Source organism: Clostridium sp. KNHs205 (assembly GCF_000702945.1).
In the GTDB taxonomy this organism is placed as follows: domain Bacteria; phylum Bacillota; class Clostridia; order Lachnospirales; family Lachnospiraceae; genus Anaerocolumna.
Genome location: NZ_JNLE01000003.1, coordinates 1 through 16,036, shown reverse-complemented (window position 1 = coordinate 16,036; position 16,036 = coordinate 1). Strand labels below are relative to the sequence as shown.

The following is a 16,036-nucleotide window of genomic DNA, read 5'->3' as shown; positions in this document are numbered from 1 at the left end:
ATGAAGTATTATTATGTTATTAGAAGCTTCTGCCTCCGCCGCTGTGTGAATGTCCGCCGCTGGATACACCACCGCCACCGCTGCTCCGGCCGCCGCTATTGTCATTGTTTGTTGGTTTTTTCACTCTCGTAGTTGTTGTACGAAGATATTCGTCACGGTGATCTGTCAGACCGGAGCGGCCTTCATCCAGATAGGTTCTGCCCTGAGCTGTCATTCTGCCGCCAGAATTTGCCGCCATGACCCCAACGGAAATTCCGCCGATAACAAGAGCAATAACTAATTGTACAACTGTGTTATAGAGTGGATTCTCCTCTTTTTCTCCGTAATAATTACTTGGTCCGTTATAACTGGATTCGCCGTAATTTCCGGAACCGGTGCCGCCATTGGAATCGATGCTGCCGTTGGAACCAGTGCTGCCGTTGGAACCAGTGCTGCCGTTGGAACCGGTGCTGCCGTTGGAACCAGTATTACCCGAAGCCGGAGTCTCTTTAACGCCTTTGCTTTCATTCATGTAATATGCTGATTGCTTGGCAAATTCTATAAAGGCATCTTTATATTCACCATTTTTTAATATTTCAGAGATATCGTCGAGCATGTATTCTATGCGGTCGTTGTTAACATAGTATTCGGCCTGACCGTAACCCTGTATTTCTACCCAGCGATTATTTTCCTCCATATTGACAAGGAGCATTACTGTATCGCCATATTCTTTATCATAACCAAACCCCATCTCATCATAGAAATCCTCCATGTATTTTTGGGCAGTTTTTCCGTCAAGTGTGGCTGTGGTTATCATTATTATGTCTGCTTTGGCTTCTTCGCTGTATTCTATACAGGCAGCTTTTAAGGAAGCTGCTTCTTCCTCCGTAAAGAGACCATAATTATCAAACAAATATTGCTTCTGGCTTTCTGTTCCGGTCTCAGTTTGTGCATCCGATGCTGCCTCAGCATCTGCAGCGACTTCTTCCTCCGGGGCTGCCGATTCTTCTGTGGTCTTATCTGCTTTAGAAGCCATAACGGTCATAGGGCTTATCAAGGCCACAGACAGTACAGCTATAAAGATAAGCAGCAGTCCTTTTACATAAGGTGATCTAAAAATATGGTTTTCTATCATAGCAGGGGACCTCCTGACAGTAGTGCTATTATCTTAATAATAGCAAAGGAAGCCGCACTGATACCGGCGAACCAGCCTGCAATTTTGGCAGCGCTTAAAGGGGGCTTGCCTACAATCTTACCTGTCTGTCCATTCATTGCAAAAGTATGCTCTGACTTTTTATAATCATAACATACCATCCAGACGGGGAATAGGGCGTACTCGGCATTTTGGGTGTGTACACGGATATCCTTGTTATTATACGTGGTGGAAGAATAACCGCTTATGGTCTGCCTTAGGTAACTGTCCACATAATCCTGAACCCTGGATTCCACCCGGGGGAACATCTCACCGGCATCATAATTATATTTCTCTGCCAGGTACCCTGCCAGATATGGCATGTTAAAGGTCTTTAAATCTTTATAATGATAAGGTTCCAGTTTATCCATCATCTTATCATTCATTTTCTCAGAGGCATCGGTTGGAACCTTGAGATAATTAAGGTTCACTTTACGGTATACATGATAATAATCTGTTTCCGTATAGATATAATCTCCTCTGGTATAAGTTCTGACTTTGGTACAGGTAGCATCAGCAGTACCGACCCCATTCAGATCATAAAGCCAGAAAGGGACATAGATACCGGTAATACTCTTGATTCTGTCAGCTGTCATAAAGCCGCTTGGAGTTAATAACCCCTTTTTGCACCATTTTTTAAAAGCTGCCTGAGCCTCTTCTTTGTTTATGGTAAAAGGAATAACCAGAGAGGGAGCGAAACTTCCTGAGAGGCGGTCTGAGAGAACTACTCCTGCACCGCAGAAACTGCAGGTGGTGGCTGTGGTATCCTGATCGGTTATCAGTACAGCTCCGCAATTATTGCAATGATATTCATGTACCTCTGCTCCGTGGTCAAAAGCCTCTTTGTTAGAAGCAGACTCCTGATGTGTATGTTTATAATCCTTGGCGTTCTTACTGCCAGACATTTCCTCAATGTTCATGTTGGTGCCGCAGCTGTCGCAATGCAGCTTTCCTGTAGTGCTGTCAAAGGCCATATCAGCACCGCAGCTCGGGCACTTATATTGCACAACCATATGATACCTCCCAATTGAATCATCCTAACTAATTATATTACAAATAATCTTTGCTGCCAATCCTTCTGTCCTAATTTCATGGGAAGATACCATGGAAATAATTTCTGAAATAGGTTATACATAGAAGGTAGGCAGCAGGCTAAATCCTATAATTAGTTCCCTTACGCGAAAACAGCGGCTTAAAGCCGCTATTCTCATTTGTTTTTCGCAATTATGCGGTAAGTGTGAAATAAAGAACATTTCAAACTTCTTATTAGGCAGTACTGCAAGGGTTTATTCCTGCGGTATGCATGTGTTTATCTGATTTGCGTCAGTGCCACATCTGCAAGCAGATGCAAAATGGAATCTGAGATGTAATAAGCTTCCATTTTCATATACTATCGGTTGTAATTTCTTTTTATTTGTTAAGACTTGCTTTTAGTGCTGCTAATTCATCTTCAACAGCTGCATCTTCACTATACTTCTTAGTAAGATCCTTTATAGAGGCATCCGGGCCGCTGCGGTTAAGTTCAGCCATGGCATTTGCCTTATCTAATGCTTTGTCGGCCATCTCTTCATATTTGGAAAAGCTTGCGATTGAATCGTTAGCGGAAGATACAGAGGAGGTCATCTTATTTATACGCTCCTGAGTCTTTGCAACGGCAAGTTTTCCTTTGATCATTTCTTTTCTGGATTCCAGCTCATTGATATCAGAAACCAGCTTATCATGCATTTCTCTCATATGAACTGCATTGGTATTTGCCAGATTAAAGGATTCCTGTAAACCATTTAATTTAGAGGTAAGAGAAGCCTTCTGCTCTAAAAACTTCCTTGCATCATCTTCATTGTCTGCTTCCAGAGCCTTTACGGCATAGGACTGCATTTTTGCGATTTCTTCCTTGCATTCATCCAAAGTTCTTTTTGCTCTTTGTTCCTCTGCCATTATAGCTGCTGTTTCAGCCTTTACCTTATTTAAATCGCTGTTTAAATTTCTTAAACACTGGTCTATCATCTTCTCAGGATCTTCTGCTTTGTCCAGAAGTGCATTTATATTACTGGACATAATATCTCTGAATCTTGTTAAAATACCCATTATAAACCCTCCGTTCAGTTGGTTTCCATTTATTGTTTGCATCATCAGTTTAGCGTTTTCTGCCCTTTTAGTCAAGTTAAAATATGGTTAAAAACCTAATGGAAACATTAGAAACATTAAAAAAACCAATGTTTGGATGAAAAGGACGTTGACAGGTATCCTTTGGTGTTGTACATTATTTATGTAAGATTAATGTAAAACTAATGGAAAACATATGATTGCTTTATAGTGCATTTGTGCTTGGGTTTGAAAAGCAGTGCAAGAATAGGAAGCAAGGAGCTCTTTATGAATTGAATCAGGTTATAGTGTGAAAAATGCATATTATTTTAATAATAGAGAGTTTTCAGCAATAGATCAGGAATATCCAACCAGGATTAGATATCAGGAAGAGGTTAGAATGAAAGACAAAAAAGCGTTTTCAGCTGCTAATTCAGGTGTATCAAATCAAAGCTTTGATATTCAAGAAAGGGGTTATTATGGAGTTAAAAGTAATTGCAGATAGAGGAATCGTTGATTTCGGTAATTTATACCGTATCGGTAAAGTAATGAGGAAAGCACAGGCAGGAGAGAATATAACAATAGGAATGATAGGAGGCTCTATCACACAGGGGTCTCTTTCCAGTACTCCAAAGACCTGTTATGCCTATCTGGTATATGAGTGGTGGGTAAATAAATTCAGGAACAGCAATATTCAGTATGTAAATGGAGGAATCGGAGGAACCACTTCACAATTTGGTGTTGCAAGGGTGGAGGAAGATCTGCTGTGTCATAAACCTGATTTTGTCATCACGGAATTCAGTGTAAATGATACGAACAATCTTTTTTTCCAGGAAACCTATGAGGGACTGGTCAGAAGAATATTAACCTATGAGAACGAACCCGGACTGCTGATTCTTAATAATGTATGTTATAATGATGGCACCAATGCCCAGGAGGTTCATAATGAGGTTGGTGCTTATTATAAGCTTCCCATGGTGAGTATAAAGAACAGTGTGTATAAGGAAGTAGAAGAAGGCAGACTGTCAGCTGCCGATATTACACCGGATGATCTCCATCCCAATGATAAAGGCCACAGGCTGGTAGCAGATGTTGTAATTAATATGCTGGAGGAAATCTATAAGAAGGTTATGGAAGAGGGTACAGAGAAGGAATTTTTCTTACCGGAGAAACCTCTGACTGCCAACCGTTATATGGACTCCCTTCGTATCAATAACAAAAACGCAGAGCCGGTATCCAATGGATTTGTAAAAGATACTACAGTGCAGGAGAATATTACAGAATTTTTCCGCAACGGTTTTACTGCTGAAAAAGTAAATGACACCATTCATTTTGAGGTAGAAGGCAGAAATATTGCCGCTCAGTATAGAAAAACCATAAAACGCACAGCCCCTGTTGCGGTGGCTATCGTTGATGGCAATAAAGAAAATCCGGTTATATTAGATGCTAATTTTGAAGAGGACTGGGGTGATTGCCTGTATCTTCAAAATCTGCTGACAGGCGGAGAAAAGAAGAAACATACAGTGGATATTACGGTTACAGAGGCTGATGAGACAAGCGGGCTGGATTTTTACCTGGTATCTGTAATTGTATCTGACAGGTAATTCCGTCAATACAGCATCTGAAAGCGGATGGGGCATGTAATGGGAGTTGGTATTAAACGAATGAATAAGTATGTTTACCAGGAGGTAACAAGTTGAGAAAGATAACAATACAGGATGTGGCAAAGGAACTTAACCTGTCCCGTAACACTGTTGCGAAAGCACTGAATAACAGTGACACGGTAGCATATGAAACCAGGTATGTGGTAATTAAGAAAGCTTATGAAATGGGGTATTCAAAGCTTTCGCCCACTGTTCTGAACGAGTTTAAGATAAAGGACAGACTTGAAAAGGTCAGGACAGTAGTGGTATTTGCAAGAAGAGAATTATCAACCTTCTGGAACCGGATCATAATGGGAATCTCAGATGAGTTGAATAAGAATAACTGCAAACTGCAGTTGAATTTTATAAGTGAAGAAGATGAGGCAAATTATGTAGCTCCGCTTGATATGGATACAGAGATGAGTGGTATCATTATCTTGAATGTATTTAACAAAGGGTTTCTGGAACTGATATTAAAAAGAGATGTGCCGGTGGTATTCTTAGACGGACCCAGCGATGTTCATGAAATAACCTCCATGGGCGATGTTGTATTGTTTGAAGGTTATCATTCCACCAGAAGCATAACGGAGCATTTGCTAAGCCAGGGTAACAGGCGGATTGCATTTATTGGAGACATTACTTATTGCAGAACCATTAAGGATCGTTACGAAGGATATCTTGCAGCTCTTTCAGACTATGGAATCAAACCCGAGGAGCAGTTTGTGATCAACCGCCACGTTGAACATAAGTATTACAAACAGGAAGAAGTCAGCGTGGAACTTGGCAAATTAAAAGAACTGCCGGAGGCTATTGTATGTGCCAATGATGATATTGCCAAAGATGTCATGCTTTGTCTCAAGAGAAAAGGAGTAAAAGTGCCTCAGGAAGTAGCGGTAACCGGTTTTGATGATAAGGAAGAGGTTGAGCTCTTATCGCCGTCCCTTACATCTGTTCATATCGGAAATCAGAGGATGGGGAGAAGACTGGTACAGCAATTGATCTGGAGAATCGATAACATGGATCTGCCGAAGGAAATATTAACGGTGAACACGGAGATGGTGATTAGAGAATCCTCCATCAGAAAAGGTAACTCCTAAAGAAGAACTATTTCTTTGGCAGTAATAATATTGAATAAAGACAGAATGATTCCAAATACTTAAGTTAATTGAGATATTGACAGAAAATCAATTAAACCTTGAAGAATTGGAATCATTTTTATGCCGTTTTTCTCGCAAATACTTGCATTTAGAAGAGAATTATAGTACATTTTTACTTAGTGCCGTAGAAGCGGCTTTTTAAATAAACAGGGTAATAACCCTACATGATGTGAAGGATAGAATATATGTGGATAGCAGATAGTTGGAAAGATTATGAAGTTATAGATACATCAGACGGAGAGAAACTGGAGCGCTGGGGGGATTATGTCCTTGTACGCCCGGATCCTCAGGTTTTGTGGAATACAGAGAAAAAGGCGGCAGGCTGGAGGAAACCTAATGCCCATTACCACCGAAGCAGCAAAGGCGGCGGAGAGTGGGAGTTCTTTGATCTGCCCAAGGAGTGGAAGATTAATTATAAAGATATGGTATTCCATCTGCAGCCCTTTAATTTTAAGCATACCGGCTTGTTTCCGGAACAGGCCACCAATTGGGACTGGTTTGGGGACCTTATAAGAAAAGAAAAAGCAAAACATCCGGAGAAGGAGATTAAAGTTCTTAACCTTTTTGCCTATACGGGAGGAGCTACGATTGCAGCTGCCAAAGCAGGTGCCAGTGTAACTCATGTTGATGCGTCTAAGGGAATGGTTACCTGGGCGAAGGAGAATGCAGCCTTATCGGGACTTTCTGATGCACCTATACGTTATATTGTTGATGACTGCGGTAAGTATGTAGAGCGTGAAATCAGAAGAGGGAATTTTTATGATGCCGTGATCATGGACCCACCATCTTACGGAAGAGGACCCAAGGGAGAAATCTGGAAGATTGAAGAAAGCATTCACCCTTTTGTTCAGTTATGTACAGGGGTGCTAAATAAGAATCCGCTGTTTTTCCTGATAAATTCATATACAACAGGACTTCAGCCTGCGGTGCTTGCGTATATGCTGGGAATCGAGCTTCAGAGTAAATTCGGAGGAAAGATAGAAGCCGGAGAAATTGGATTACCTGTAACCTCCAATAAATTGGTGCTGCCCTGCGGAGCCTCGGGACGCTGGAGCAATGTATAGGCAGTAATGCTAAAAGATGAGAGGATTGGGATGAGATGAGAAGAAGAACCGCAGTTCTTATATGCAGTTTAATTATCATAGCAAATGTTTTGGGACTTGTTCTCATTAACAGATTTCCTTCTTATAATTTAAGAGCTGCTGAAAATGGAGTGTTATCACTGGCAGACTGGGATACTTCCAAGAAAGGGCTGTTAACAGCCGGAGGTACCTGGGAATTCTACCCGGGGGAACTGATAACACCAAACAAAGAGGAAGATACATTTAAACGATATAACCATCTGAAAAGATTTGTTAAGGTACCGGATGATTGGAGGGATTATGAGGAGTATGCAAGTAATCCCTTTCATTTAGGTACCTTTCGTTTGGTTGCAGAACTTCCTGAGGACGGAAGTTTTGGAATAATAAGTAACAGTATTCAATATTGTGCGGCTGTATATCTAAATGGAACCAAGGTATATGACAGTGGACTGACCCTAAAGGAGCTTGAATATCTGGTACCCTCCCGTCAAAGTATAACAGGAATAACAAATTCTGAGGCACGTCAGATGGAAATCGTAATACAGGTTGTGGATTATCCCGGGGCTATGGGAGGAATACTGCACACTGTGAAGTTTGGAACTGCCCATGAATTGCTTAGAGCTCGTGATTTAGGCAGAGCTGTTGATTTCTTTGTGATTTCCAGCTGTATTGTTCTGGGGCTGTGCCTTATTATTCTCTACTGCTGGAGAAAAGGCTCTAAGAATTCATTCTATTTTGGTATGTTTCTTCTGATGCAGGGTATTTATATATCAACCATTGGCGAGAAGGTCATAACGGATATTATATCCATGCCAAGGGTATCTATGGTCTTTTACAGTTTTCAAATACAGATTATGTATTTATCTTTCTTTTTCTTATTATTGTTAATTAATTATTTCTTTCATAAGTATGCAAAGAGAGGGATTATTATTTTTCTCAGTATCTTAATACTTGTGATAGGCTCTTTTCTCAACTGGGTGCCGGAGGACTCGGTTTTCAATATGAATTTATCGATATATCAGCATAAAATCATTATAGCTGCAATTATTATCATGTCTTTCGGATATATACTCTATGTCATGGGGAAAGCTTTTCGCCGTGGAGTGGAGGCCGCTGAGTATATGTTTATTATAATAACAGCGTTTATCTGTTACCTGATTACTATGGTGCTTGAGTTTCTGTTTGAATTAGAAGTTGGTAAAATACCGACTTTTATGATGCTTATTCTTGTATTAACACAGATCTTATTTATGAATTACCGTACCAAATTGGCATTTGGAAAAGTAGAGCAGTTATCTAACCAGCTTCTTGTATATGATAAAATGAAGGATAAGTTCCTGGTTAAGACCTCTAAGGAATTGCAAAAGCCTGTAAATAAGATTGTGAGTAATACTGAAATGCTTTTGGAGGGTGAGAAAGGGGTATTAAATCTGCATCAACAACAGAAAGTTGTGGAAATAAATAGAGAGGGGAAGCATATTTTCACCATCCTGGAGGAGCTTTTGGAGGCTTCAGGGGAGAACCAGGAAATTGTAATTAACACAGAAGATATAGACTATAAAGTTCTTATCGGTATTGTTGAAGATTATGAATATCTGGTGCATGAGAAGAATCTGAAGCTTATACATACAATACCGATTGATTTACCGAACCTAAGAGCAGACAAAACGAAACTGAGGCAGATATTCTATCATCTTCTGCAGAATGCCGTTAAGTTTACAGAAGAAGGAGAAATTACTGTTACAGCTGTGGTACATGGTAATGCCGCTTTTTTATCAGTTAAAGATACTGGAACAGGAATTGAGAAAGACCAAAAAGACATTATTTTTATTCCCTTTTACCAAGGAAAGAAAGAAGGCAATGAGAACCTAAACGGACTTGGACTTGGGCTGAGTATTGCCAAAAATCTTGTGGAAATGCAGGGAGGTAAGATATGGGTGATATCAGAACCTGGTAAAGGAGCCTGTTTTACCTTCAGTCTTCCTCTTGGTGAAGCTGACCATATAGTAAAAGACAGTAAGTCTTCTATGGAGTCCATAGATGGAAAAGAACAGGCTCTCCCGCCAGACCATAAGAGTACATGTGAACAGAATATAAGGGGAAGCTTCAAAGGCCTTAAGGAAGAGATAATTCTTGCGGCGGTAAGGGACCAGGAGAGTCTTAGAGAGCTGAAGCGGTTAAACCAGGTCTCTAAATATACCTTGGTATTAATTGATTCTCATACAAAAGCTATGGAATATGCTTTAAACGAAAAGGCAGACCTTTTAATATTGGATCAAAGTATAACCGATGTAGCAGCTCTTGATGTCTGCAAACGGATAAGGCATCGCCACACTATGACAGAACTTCCTATTATATTACTGACCGAGGAAAGTCCTTCCAAAGAAATGCAAAAAGCAGTTGCCTCAGGAGTAAATGACTTTCTTAAAAGACCTTATTCCTGGGAAGAATTAGAGGCACGTATCCAAACCCTGCTTCTGGTTAAGAAGTCTGCCAGAGAAGCAATCAATCAGGAAATGCAGAACCTTCATGCCCAGATAATGCCCCATTTCTTATATAATACCCTGAATACCATAATAGGATTAAGCTTTCGGGATGCAGATAAGACCTGTGAGGCTTTGCAGCATCTGTCTACTTATTTTCGTGCCAAGTTGGACTTTAACAGCTACAATTCCATGATATCCCTGGAAAGAGAACTTGAACTGGTAAAAGCCTATCTCTCTATAGAAAAGATGAGGTATAATGAACGTCTTGAAATTGTTTATGCTGTAGATGAAACTGTTAATATTATGCTGCCGGCCTTGACCCTCCAGCCGTTAGTGGAAAATTCCGTTCACCATGGCATCAGGAATAGCAGCGGAAAAGTTACGGTTGAAATCAATATAAGACGTGAACCGGGCGGTCTGAATGTAATTGAAATCAGAGATAATGGGCCGGGAATAAGTAAGGAAAAGTTGGAAGAGCTGCTGGCAGATAAGAATAACCGAATAGGTTTATCAAACGTCTTACGAAAGATAAAACTGATGAAAGATGCTGATATAGCCATAAAAAGTGCAGAGGAGTCGGGCACCTGTATCACCATTTATCTGAAATAAGGTTTTTAACAAGGATTAAAATACAAATTGCTGGATTAGTACAGGAGATTCTATGAGAGTATTATTGGTAGATGATGAAGAACTGGCTTTGGATGTTTTACAAAGATTATTAATGCAGATAGATGGAATCGAAGTAGTTGGAAAATTTACGAATCCCTTTATGGCATTGGAAGAGTTATCAGTAATAGAGGCAGATGCTGTTTTTCTGGATCTTGAGATGGGAGGGTTACATGGACTTCAGTTTGCCCATGAACTGCTCCAGAAAAAACTGCAGCCGGCAGTTATATTTGTAACAGCTTATGCTCAATATGCGGTGGATGCTTTTGAAGTGGATGCCCTAGACTATTTATTAAAGCCCGTTACCCTGGAACGGTTGAAAAAAGCTGTTCAGAAAATAGAAGCCAGTATGAAGATAAAAGAAATAAAGAAAGTTCATATAAACGACAAAACTACTGACATATACATACGCTCTTTGGGGACATTTCAAATACAGACTGGCGAGGGAGATACCACAGTACGCTGGCGTACAAAAAAGGTGAAGGAAATGTTCTGCTTTCTCTGGCTGAATAATGAGCAGCCGGTCTATAAACATCGTCTTCTGGAGGAACTCTGGCCGGAGGTTGCACCTGATAAAGGAGCCGCGCTCTTGCATACTACAGTCTATCAATTAAGAAAGACCTTGAAAGAGATGGGGTTTGAGGAAGGAATACAATACATAAATGATCATTATGTATTGACGCTGCCCTTTAAAAGTGATCTGGAAGAATTAAAGTACCTGCTTGAAAAAACGGCTCCCACCACCGAGGATATAAAACGGCTTTTAACCATATATGAAGGTGATCTGTTTGAGCAGGATGAGTATAATTGGTGCATTTATGAGCAGCAGAATTTAAGAAATACTTATTTGGATTGTCTTCAGAGCTATACAAATAATAATATAGCCAGATCACAGAATGGAATTATTGAAAAATGTTTACTGAAATTGGTACAGATGGATGCTTATAACGAAAGGTTTGTTGTTTTGTTAATAAATTACTATGGCGGCATAGGTAATACCAAAGGATTAATTGAGGCATACGAGCATTATAGTAACACCGTCCGGGAGGAACTGGGGATAATGCCGTCGCGGCAAGTAATAGAGATATATCAGCATTATATAAAAAGAGGATAAAATAGCACAATATAATAGTTGAAAGAAGTCCAATCAACCTTTACAAGAGCAGAGTATGTAGAAATACATATTTTGCTCTTTTTGTTTGCCCGCCATGGGCGGGCTCTAATGGGTGAAAGTCCCAAGTGCGCCTAGGCAACGTGGAAGCACATAGCTGAACAACAAGGGTGTCCACCGTGAGGTGGAATCTGAAGGAAGTTGTAGGCAAACTCTTGGTCCGACGGACAGAAATCACATATAAGGCTCTGAAATACGGATAAGTTTGCAAAAGAAGATGAAGTCCAAAAGTTGCTGGAAGTAGGAGTAAATGTGGCGGATAGATGAGAGGAAAGAGCTCGCACCTTAATCGGGGAGGTCTCACAGCGGTATCATTTGCCGAGTAACAACGAACTGTGAGAAGTCAGCATAGTCCGTAGTAGCGAGGAAGTTTCTGTAATGGAAACGGAGCAAAGGGACGAACAATCAATCAGTTGAAGTAGGTTCCGACTTGTAGTAAACACAACATCTGTCGATGACGTCAAAGATGGTGGAAACGAACGGGACAGAAAGGAAACAACGCATGGACACAAATAGTCTAATGGAGCAGATATTAGCCAAAGATAATCTCAATAAGGCGTATCTGCAAGTCATACGAAACAAAGGAGCAGAGGGTGTGGACGGAATGGAGTACACAGAACTTGGTGAATACCTTTTGAAGAATGGCGAAACAATTAAAGAACAATTGCGGACACGAAAGTATAACCGCAACCAGTAAGGCGTGTAGAGATACCAAAACCAGAAGGAGGAGTCAGGAAACTGGGAGTACCAACAGTAACGGACAGATTTGTTCAACAAGCAGTAGCACAGGTACTCACTCCGATATTCGAGGAACAGTTTCATGACCACAGCTACGGATTCAGACCGAGTCGTTGTGCCCAGCAGGCGGTGCTTACAGCGCTGGAAATGATGAACGATGGGCACAGTTGGATAGTGGACATTGACCTGGAAAAGTTCTTTGACACAGTAAATCATGACAAGCTGATGACAATAATAGGAAGAACAATCAAAGATGGAGATGTTATCTCGATAGTTCGAAAGTTCTTAGTTAGCGGAGTGATTATAGATGATGAATACGAGGATTCTATTGTAGGAACACCTCAAGGTGGAAATATTTCACCACTTTTAGCAAACATCATGTTAAATGAACTGGATAAGGAAATGGAATCAAGAGGATTGGATTTTGTCAGATATGCAGACGACTGTATTATTATGGTCGGAAGCGAACTGGCAGCTAGCAGAGTAATGAAAAGCATTTCAAAGTTCATAGAAGAGAAGCTTGGATTGAAGGTAAATGTTAGCAAGAGCAAGGTGGATAAACCAAAAGGAATAAAGTATCTGGGATTTGGATTTTACTATGACACATTTGCCAAACAGTATAAAGCTAAACCACACGCTAGTTCAGTTGCAAAGTTCAAGGCAAAAATGAAGAAATTTACTTGCCGAAGTTGGGGAGTTAACAATAAGCACAAAATAGAGAAGCTAAATCAGTTGATTCGAGGTTGGATAAATTACTTCAAAATCGGTAGTATGAAGAAACTATGCAAGAATTTTGATGGAACTATTAGATATAGGCTTCGCATGTGCATATGGAAACACTGGAAAACACCAAAGAATAGAGCAAAGAATCTAATAAAACTGGGAATACCTAAATGGGCGGCAAGACGAACCTCTTATGCAAAGGGATTTGCAAGAGTATGTCGAAGTTCAGATATAAGCCAAGCAATAAATAATGAGAGATTAGCCCAGTTTGGACTAATCTCAATGTTGGACTATTACATCGAAAGGTGTGTTACTTGTTAAGTTGATTGAACCGCCGTGTACCGAACGGTACGCACGGTGGTGTGAGAGGTCGAAATTTCTCTGTTAAGAGAAATTTCTCCTACTCGATTTCATGAAACACGTGATTGACTGAGGATTTATATTTTTCTTAGCAGCTATAATCTAAGAAAAATAGTAATAGTATAGATTACTATTACTATTTGTTGTGCGCCTGGCGGCGCACGTTTCTAATGGGTGAAAGTCCCTAGTCTGCCTAGTAGTGGGAAAGACACAGCCAAGACCAAGGGTGTCGTGGGTGACTGCGAATCTGAAGGAAGTGGAGGCAAATCTCTGGTCTGACGAACAGAAATCACATCAGGCTACAGTTAAGGATAAGACTGCAATACAAGTTAAAGTCCAATAACTACTCGGAATTAACTGTAGTAAATGTGGCAGATGGATGGAGAGAAAGAAACGTGTGGTACCCAGGGAGATCTCGTCAGCAAGTGAAACAGAGTATGAAACTTGTAGTAACAACGAATGACGAGAAAGTCAGCCGAGGTCATAGTACCATTTCAGTTGCAAATGATATGGGAAGGACTGAACTTTAGGAGGTACAAGCAATGAAAGTAACTGATAGTAGATTTAAGAACAGACAACTTCATATGGAAGACTATCTGCAAATGGTATCTGCGGAACAGAAAGAGGATGCAGAAGTGTTCGACTACGGGAAGATTACTGAAAAGAGCGGTATCATCACAAACTATTGGATGAATAATCTCTTGGAATTGATTTTGCGAAAAGATAACCTCAACAAGGCATATAAGCGAGTGAAATCAAATAAAGGAGCAGGTGGAAACGGATGGAATGCAGGTGGATGAACTTCTGCCCTACTTAAAGGAAAACCAAGACACCTTAATTCAAGAGATAAAGGGAGGCAGATTTAAGCCAAACCCAGTTCGAAGGGTAGAAATACCAAAAGAAACAAAAGGTGAGTTCAGAAAGCTTGGAGTTCCAACCGTGGTTGACCGAGTTATCCAACAAGCAATCATACAAGAACTAACGCCTATCTACGAGGAGCAGTTCTCAGAAAACAGTTTTGGTTTTCAGCCGAAAAAAGGTGCACATGATGCACTGAAACAATGCCAAAAGAATGTAAACGAAGGCTACGTATATGTGGTTGATATGGATTTGGAAAGTTCTTTGATACCGTATGCCAGAGTAAGCTGATTGAGGTATTGGGAAGAACCATCAAAGATGGCAGAGTTATCTCTTTGATACATAAATACCTCAATGCTGGAGTGATAACAAAAGGGGTGTTTAGAAAACAGAGGTCGGCATGCCACAAGGTGGACCATTAAGTCCATTGCTAAGTAATATCATGCTAAATGAGTTGGACAAGGAACTTGAAAGCAGAGGACATAGGTTTGTCCGATACGCAGATGATTGCATGATTTTCTGTAAAAGCAAAAAGAGTGCAGAAAGAACCTTGGAAAACATCATACCATTCATTGAGAAAAGGCTATTTCTGAAAGTGAATAGGAAGAAAACGCAAGTCGCGCACATCAGTAAAGTTAAATATCTTGGATATACATTCTATAGATATAGAGGTAAATGCAGATTAGAGTACATCCGAAATCCGTAACAAAGATGAAAGACGCAATACGAAATCTGACAGACCGAAACAATGGCATGAGCAACACAGCGAGAGAAGATAAATACCAACAGTTTGTGAGAGGATGGATAGAGTACTTTAAACTCGCAGATATGAAGAATCTTCTAAAAGGCATAGATGAATGGGCTAGACGCAGAATACGAGCGGTCTATTGGAAACAGTGGAAGAAAATCAAGACAAAGTACAGAATGCTTAGAGCCATAGGATGTGAGCATTGGAGAGCCAAAGAACTTGCCTGTAGTAGAAAAGGGTACTGGCGCATGGCGCAAGTGCTGAACCAGATATTTTCTAATAAAATAATAGCCAAGCCTAGATATACATCCATGCTTGACTATTATCTGATAGTTTATGAAAACTAAAGAGAACCGCCGTATACGGAACGTACGTACGGTGTGTGGGAGGTCGGTAGATAAAATAATTATCTACCTCCTACCCGATTAGAATTTGTTCAGAATGAAAAGTTATAATTTATTTTACATAAGATGGAGGTTATAACACTTTTACCATATTCCAAAAGAGATAAGAAATTAAGCATCAATACATAAGGTAATAATCTTTAGAGAAAAAGTAGGTGATGAGAAAGAATTTAATTCCAAAACTATAAAAAGCAAAGAAATAAGGGAGGAAATGAATGAAGAATATGTTTCAGAAAATCAAGAAATTTTTTAGTTGTAATCTTGATTTTAAGTCTTATATCCAATATACCCCTTCAGGGATTTGGGTTAGGTAACGTAAAGGCAGAACATAATCCGGATCTGGGAAATATATTTACCCAGGTGGTAATGACCAAGACTGCCAATCCTGAGGATTTGCTGCCTCTGGATAAACCGTTGGAAATTACGGAGAGTACTGAAGTGGGATTAATGTTTTACTGGAAAATTCCAGATGAAAAGGAATTGCTAAGCGGTGATTATGCCCAGGTTAAGATTCCAGATGTATTTAAGCCCATTGCAACTGCATCCGGTAATTTAATCGCCTCAGATGGCTATACGGTGATAGGTACCTTCCTCTTTGATAAGGATACGGGATATCTTAAACTGCAATTTAACGAAGTACTGCAGGACGGCGGAGATTATGAGGAAGAAAGAAGCGGAACAGTAGGAATCATGCTTAAGTTTGATCTTACGAAATTTGAAGAAGATACTACTCAGCTTGTTCAGTTT

Annotated in this window: 16 protein-coding genes; 13 read left to right on the top strand and 3 right to left on the bottom strand. The window is 40.1% G+C overall.

What is annotated here, in order from left to right; genetic code table 11:
• Positions 1 to 19 precede the first annotated feature (19 nt).
• The 3 genes from BR73_RS0100135 to BR73_RS0100125 all read right to left on the bottom strand — a co-directional run bounded on the left by BR73_RS0100135 (position 20) and on the right by BR73_RS0100125 (position 3,256).
• A complete protein-coding gene (locus BR73_RS0100135; protein ID WP_051684856.1) occupies positions 20 to 1,114 on the bottom strand; it encodes a TPM domain-containing protein in 1,095 nt (364 codons plus the stop codon).
• Positions 1,111 to 2,184: a hypothetical protein gene (locus BR73_RS0100130; protein ID WP_033163903.1), complete on the bottom strand. Its 1,074-nt coding sequence runs from the start codon at positions 2,182 to 2,184 to the stop codon at positions 1,111 to 1,113. The genes BR73_RS0100135 and BR73_RS0100130 overlap by 4 nt, the downstream gene beginning before the upstream one ends.
• 397 nt (positions 2,185 to 2,581) lie before the next feature.
• The gene (locus tag BR73_RS0100125; RefSeq protein WP_033163902.1) at positions 2,582 to 3,256 is read right to left on the bottom strand and encodes a PspA/IM30 family protein; all 675 of its coding nucleotides are present in this window, start codon (positions 3,254 to 3,256) and stop codon (positions 2,582 to 2,584) included.
• A 307-nt stretch (positions 3,257 to 3,563) separates the two neighbouring features.
• Between BR73_RS0100125 and BR73_RS0100120 the strand changes: the two genes are divergently transcribed.
• From BR73_RS0100120 to BR73_RS0100070, 13 genes are all read left to right on the top strand, one after another.
• Entirely contained in the window at positions 3,564 to 3,758 is a 195-nt protein-coding gene (locus BR73_RS0100120; protein WP_033163901.1) for a hypothetical protein, read from the top strand.
• On the top strand, positions 3,733 to 4,857 hold the full coding sequence (locus BR73_RS0100115) for an SGNH/GDSL hydrolase family protein (RefSeq protein WP_033163900.1): 1,125 nt from the start codon (positions 3,733 to 3,735) through the stop codon (positions 4,855 to 4,857). Before BR73_RS0100120 ends, BR73_RS0100115 begins: the two co-directional genes overlap by 26 nt.
• Positions 4,858 to 4,949: 92 nt before the next feature.
• Positions 4,950 to 5,993, top strand: coding sequence for a LacI family DNA-binding transcriptional regulator (locus BR73_RS0100110; RefSeq protein WP_033163899.1), 1,044 nt, complete (start codon positions 4,950 to 4,952; stop codon positions 5,991 to 5,993).
• A gap of 245 nt (positions 5,994 to 6,238) precedes the next feature.
• On the top strand, positions 6,239 to 7,117 hold the full coding sequence (locus tag BR73_RS0100105) for a class I SAM-dependent methyltransferase (protein ID WP_033163898.1): 879 nt from the start codon (positions 6,239 to 6,241) through the stop codon (positions 7,115 to 7,117).
• Positions 7,118 to 7,152: 35 nt separating this feature from the next.
• Positions 7,153 to 10,230, top strand: coding sequence for an ATP-binding protein (locus tag BR73_RS0100100; RefSeq protein WP_033163897.1), 3,078 nt, complete (start codon positions 7,153 to 7,155; stop codon positions 10,228 to 10,230).
• A gap of 52 nt (positions 10,231 to 10,282) precedes the next feature.
• Positions 10,283 to 11,401, top strand: a complete 1,119-nt coding sequence (locus tag BR73_RS0100095; RefSeq protein WP_033163896.1) for a response regulator — start codon at positions 10,283 to 10,285, stop codon at positions 11,399 to 11,401.
• Positions 11,402 to 11,960: 559 nt separating this feature from the next.
• Positions 11,961 to 12,155, top strand: a complete 195-nt coding sequence (locus BR73_RS29745) for a hypothetical protein (protein ID WP_347462967.1) — start codon at positions 11,961 to 11,963, stop codon at positions 12,153 to 12,155.
• Between the two features lie 11 nt (positions 12,156 to 12,166).
• Positions 12,167 to 13,240: a group II intron reverse transcriptase/maturase gene (gene ltrA, locus BR73_RS26635; protein WP_347463456.1), complete on the top strand. Its 1,074-nt coding sequence runs from the start codon at positions 12,167 to 12,169 to the stop codon at positions 13,238 to 13,240.
• A 581-nt stretch (positions 13,241 to 13,821) separates the two neighbouring features.
• Positions 13,822 to 14,079 carry a hypothetical protein gene (locus tag BR73_RS29740; protein ID WP_347462965.1) on the top strand — a complete coding sequence of 86 codons (258 nt, stop codon included), beginning with the start codon at positions 13,822 to 13,824 and terminating at the stop codon, positions 14,077 to 14,079.
• Entirely contained in the window at positions 14,051 to 14,428 is a 378-nt protein-coding gene (locus BR73_RS29735) for a reverse transcriptase domain-containing protein (RefSeq protein ID WP_347462963.1), read from the top strand. The genes BR73_RS29740 and BR73_RS29735 overlap by 29 nt, the downstream gene beginning before the upstream one ends.
• A gap of 109 nt (positions 14,429 to 14,537) precedes the next feature.
• The gene (locus BR73_RS29730) at positions 14,538 to 14,843 is read left to right on the top strand and encodes a reverse transcriptase domain-containing protein (protein WP_033163895.1); all 306 of its coding nucleotides are present in this window, start codon (positions 14,538 to 14,540) and stop codon (positions 14,841 to 14,843) included.
• Positions 14,813 to 15,232 (top strand): group II intron maturase-specific domain-containing protein, encoded by a 420-nt coding sequence (locus BR73_RS29725; RefSeq protein WP_033163894.1) that lies wholly within the window; start codon positions 14,813 to 14,815, stop codon positions 15,230 to 15,232. The genes BR73_RS29730 and BR73_RS29725 overlap by 31 nt, the downstream gene beginning before the upstream one ends.
• A gap of 318 nt (positions 15,233 to 15,550) precedes the next feature.
• Positions 15,551 to 16,036, top strand: a 486-nt coding sequence (locus BR73_RS0100070; protein ID WP_033163893.1) for an Ig-like domain-containing protein, incomplete at its 3' end; no start/stop codon positions are given.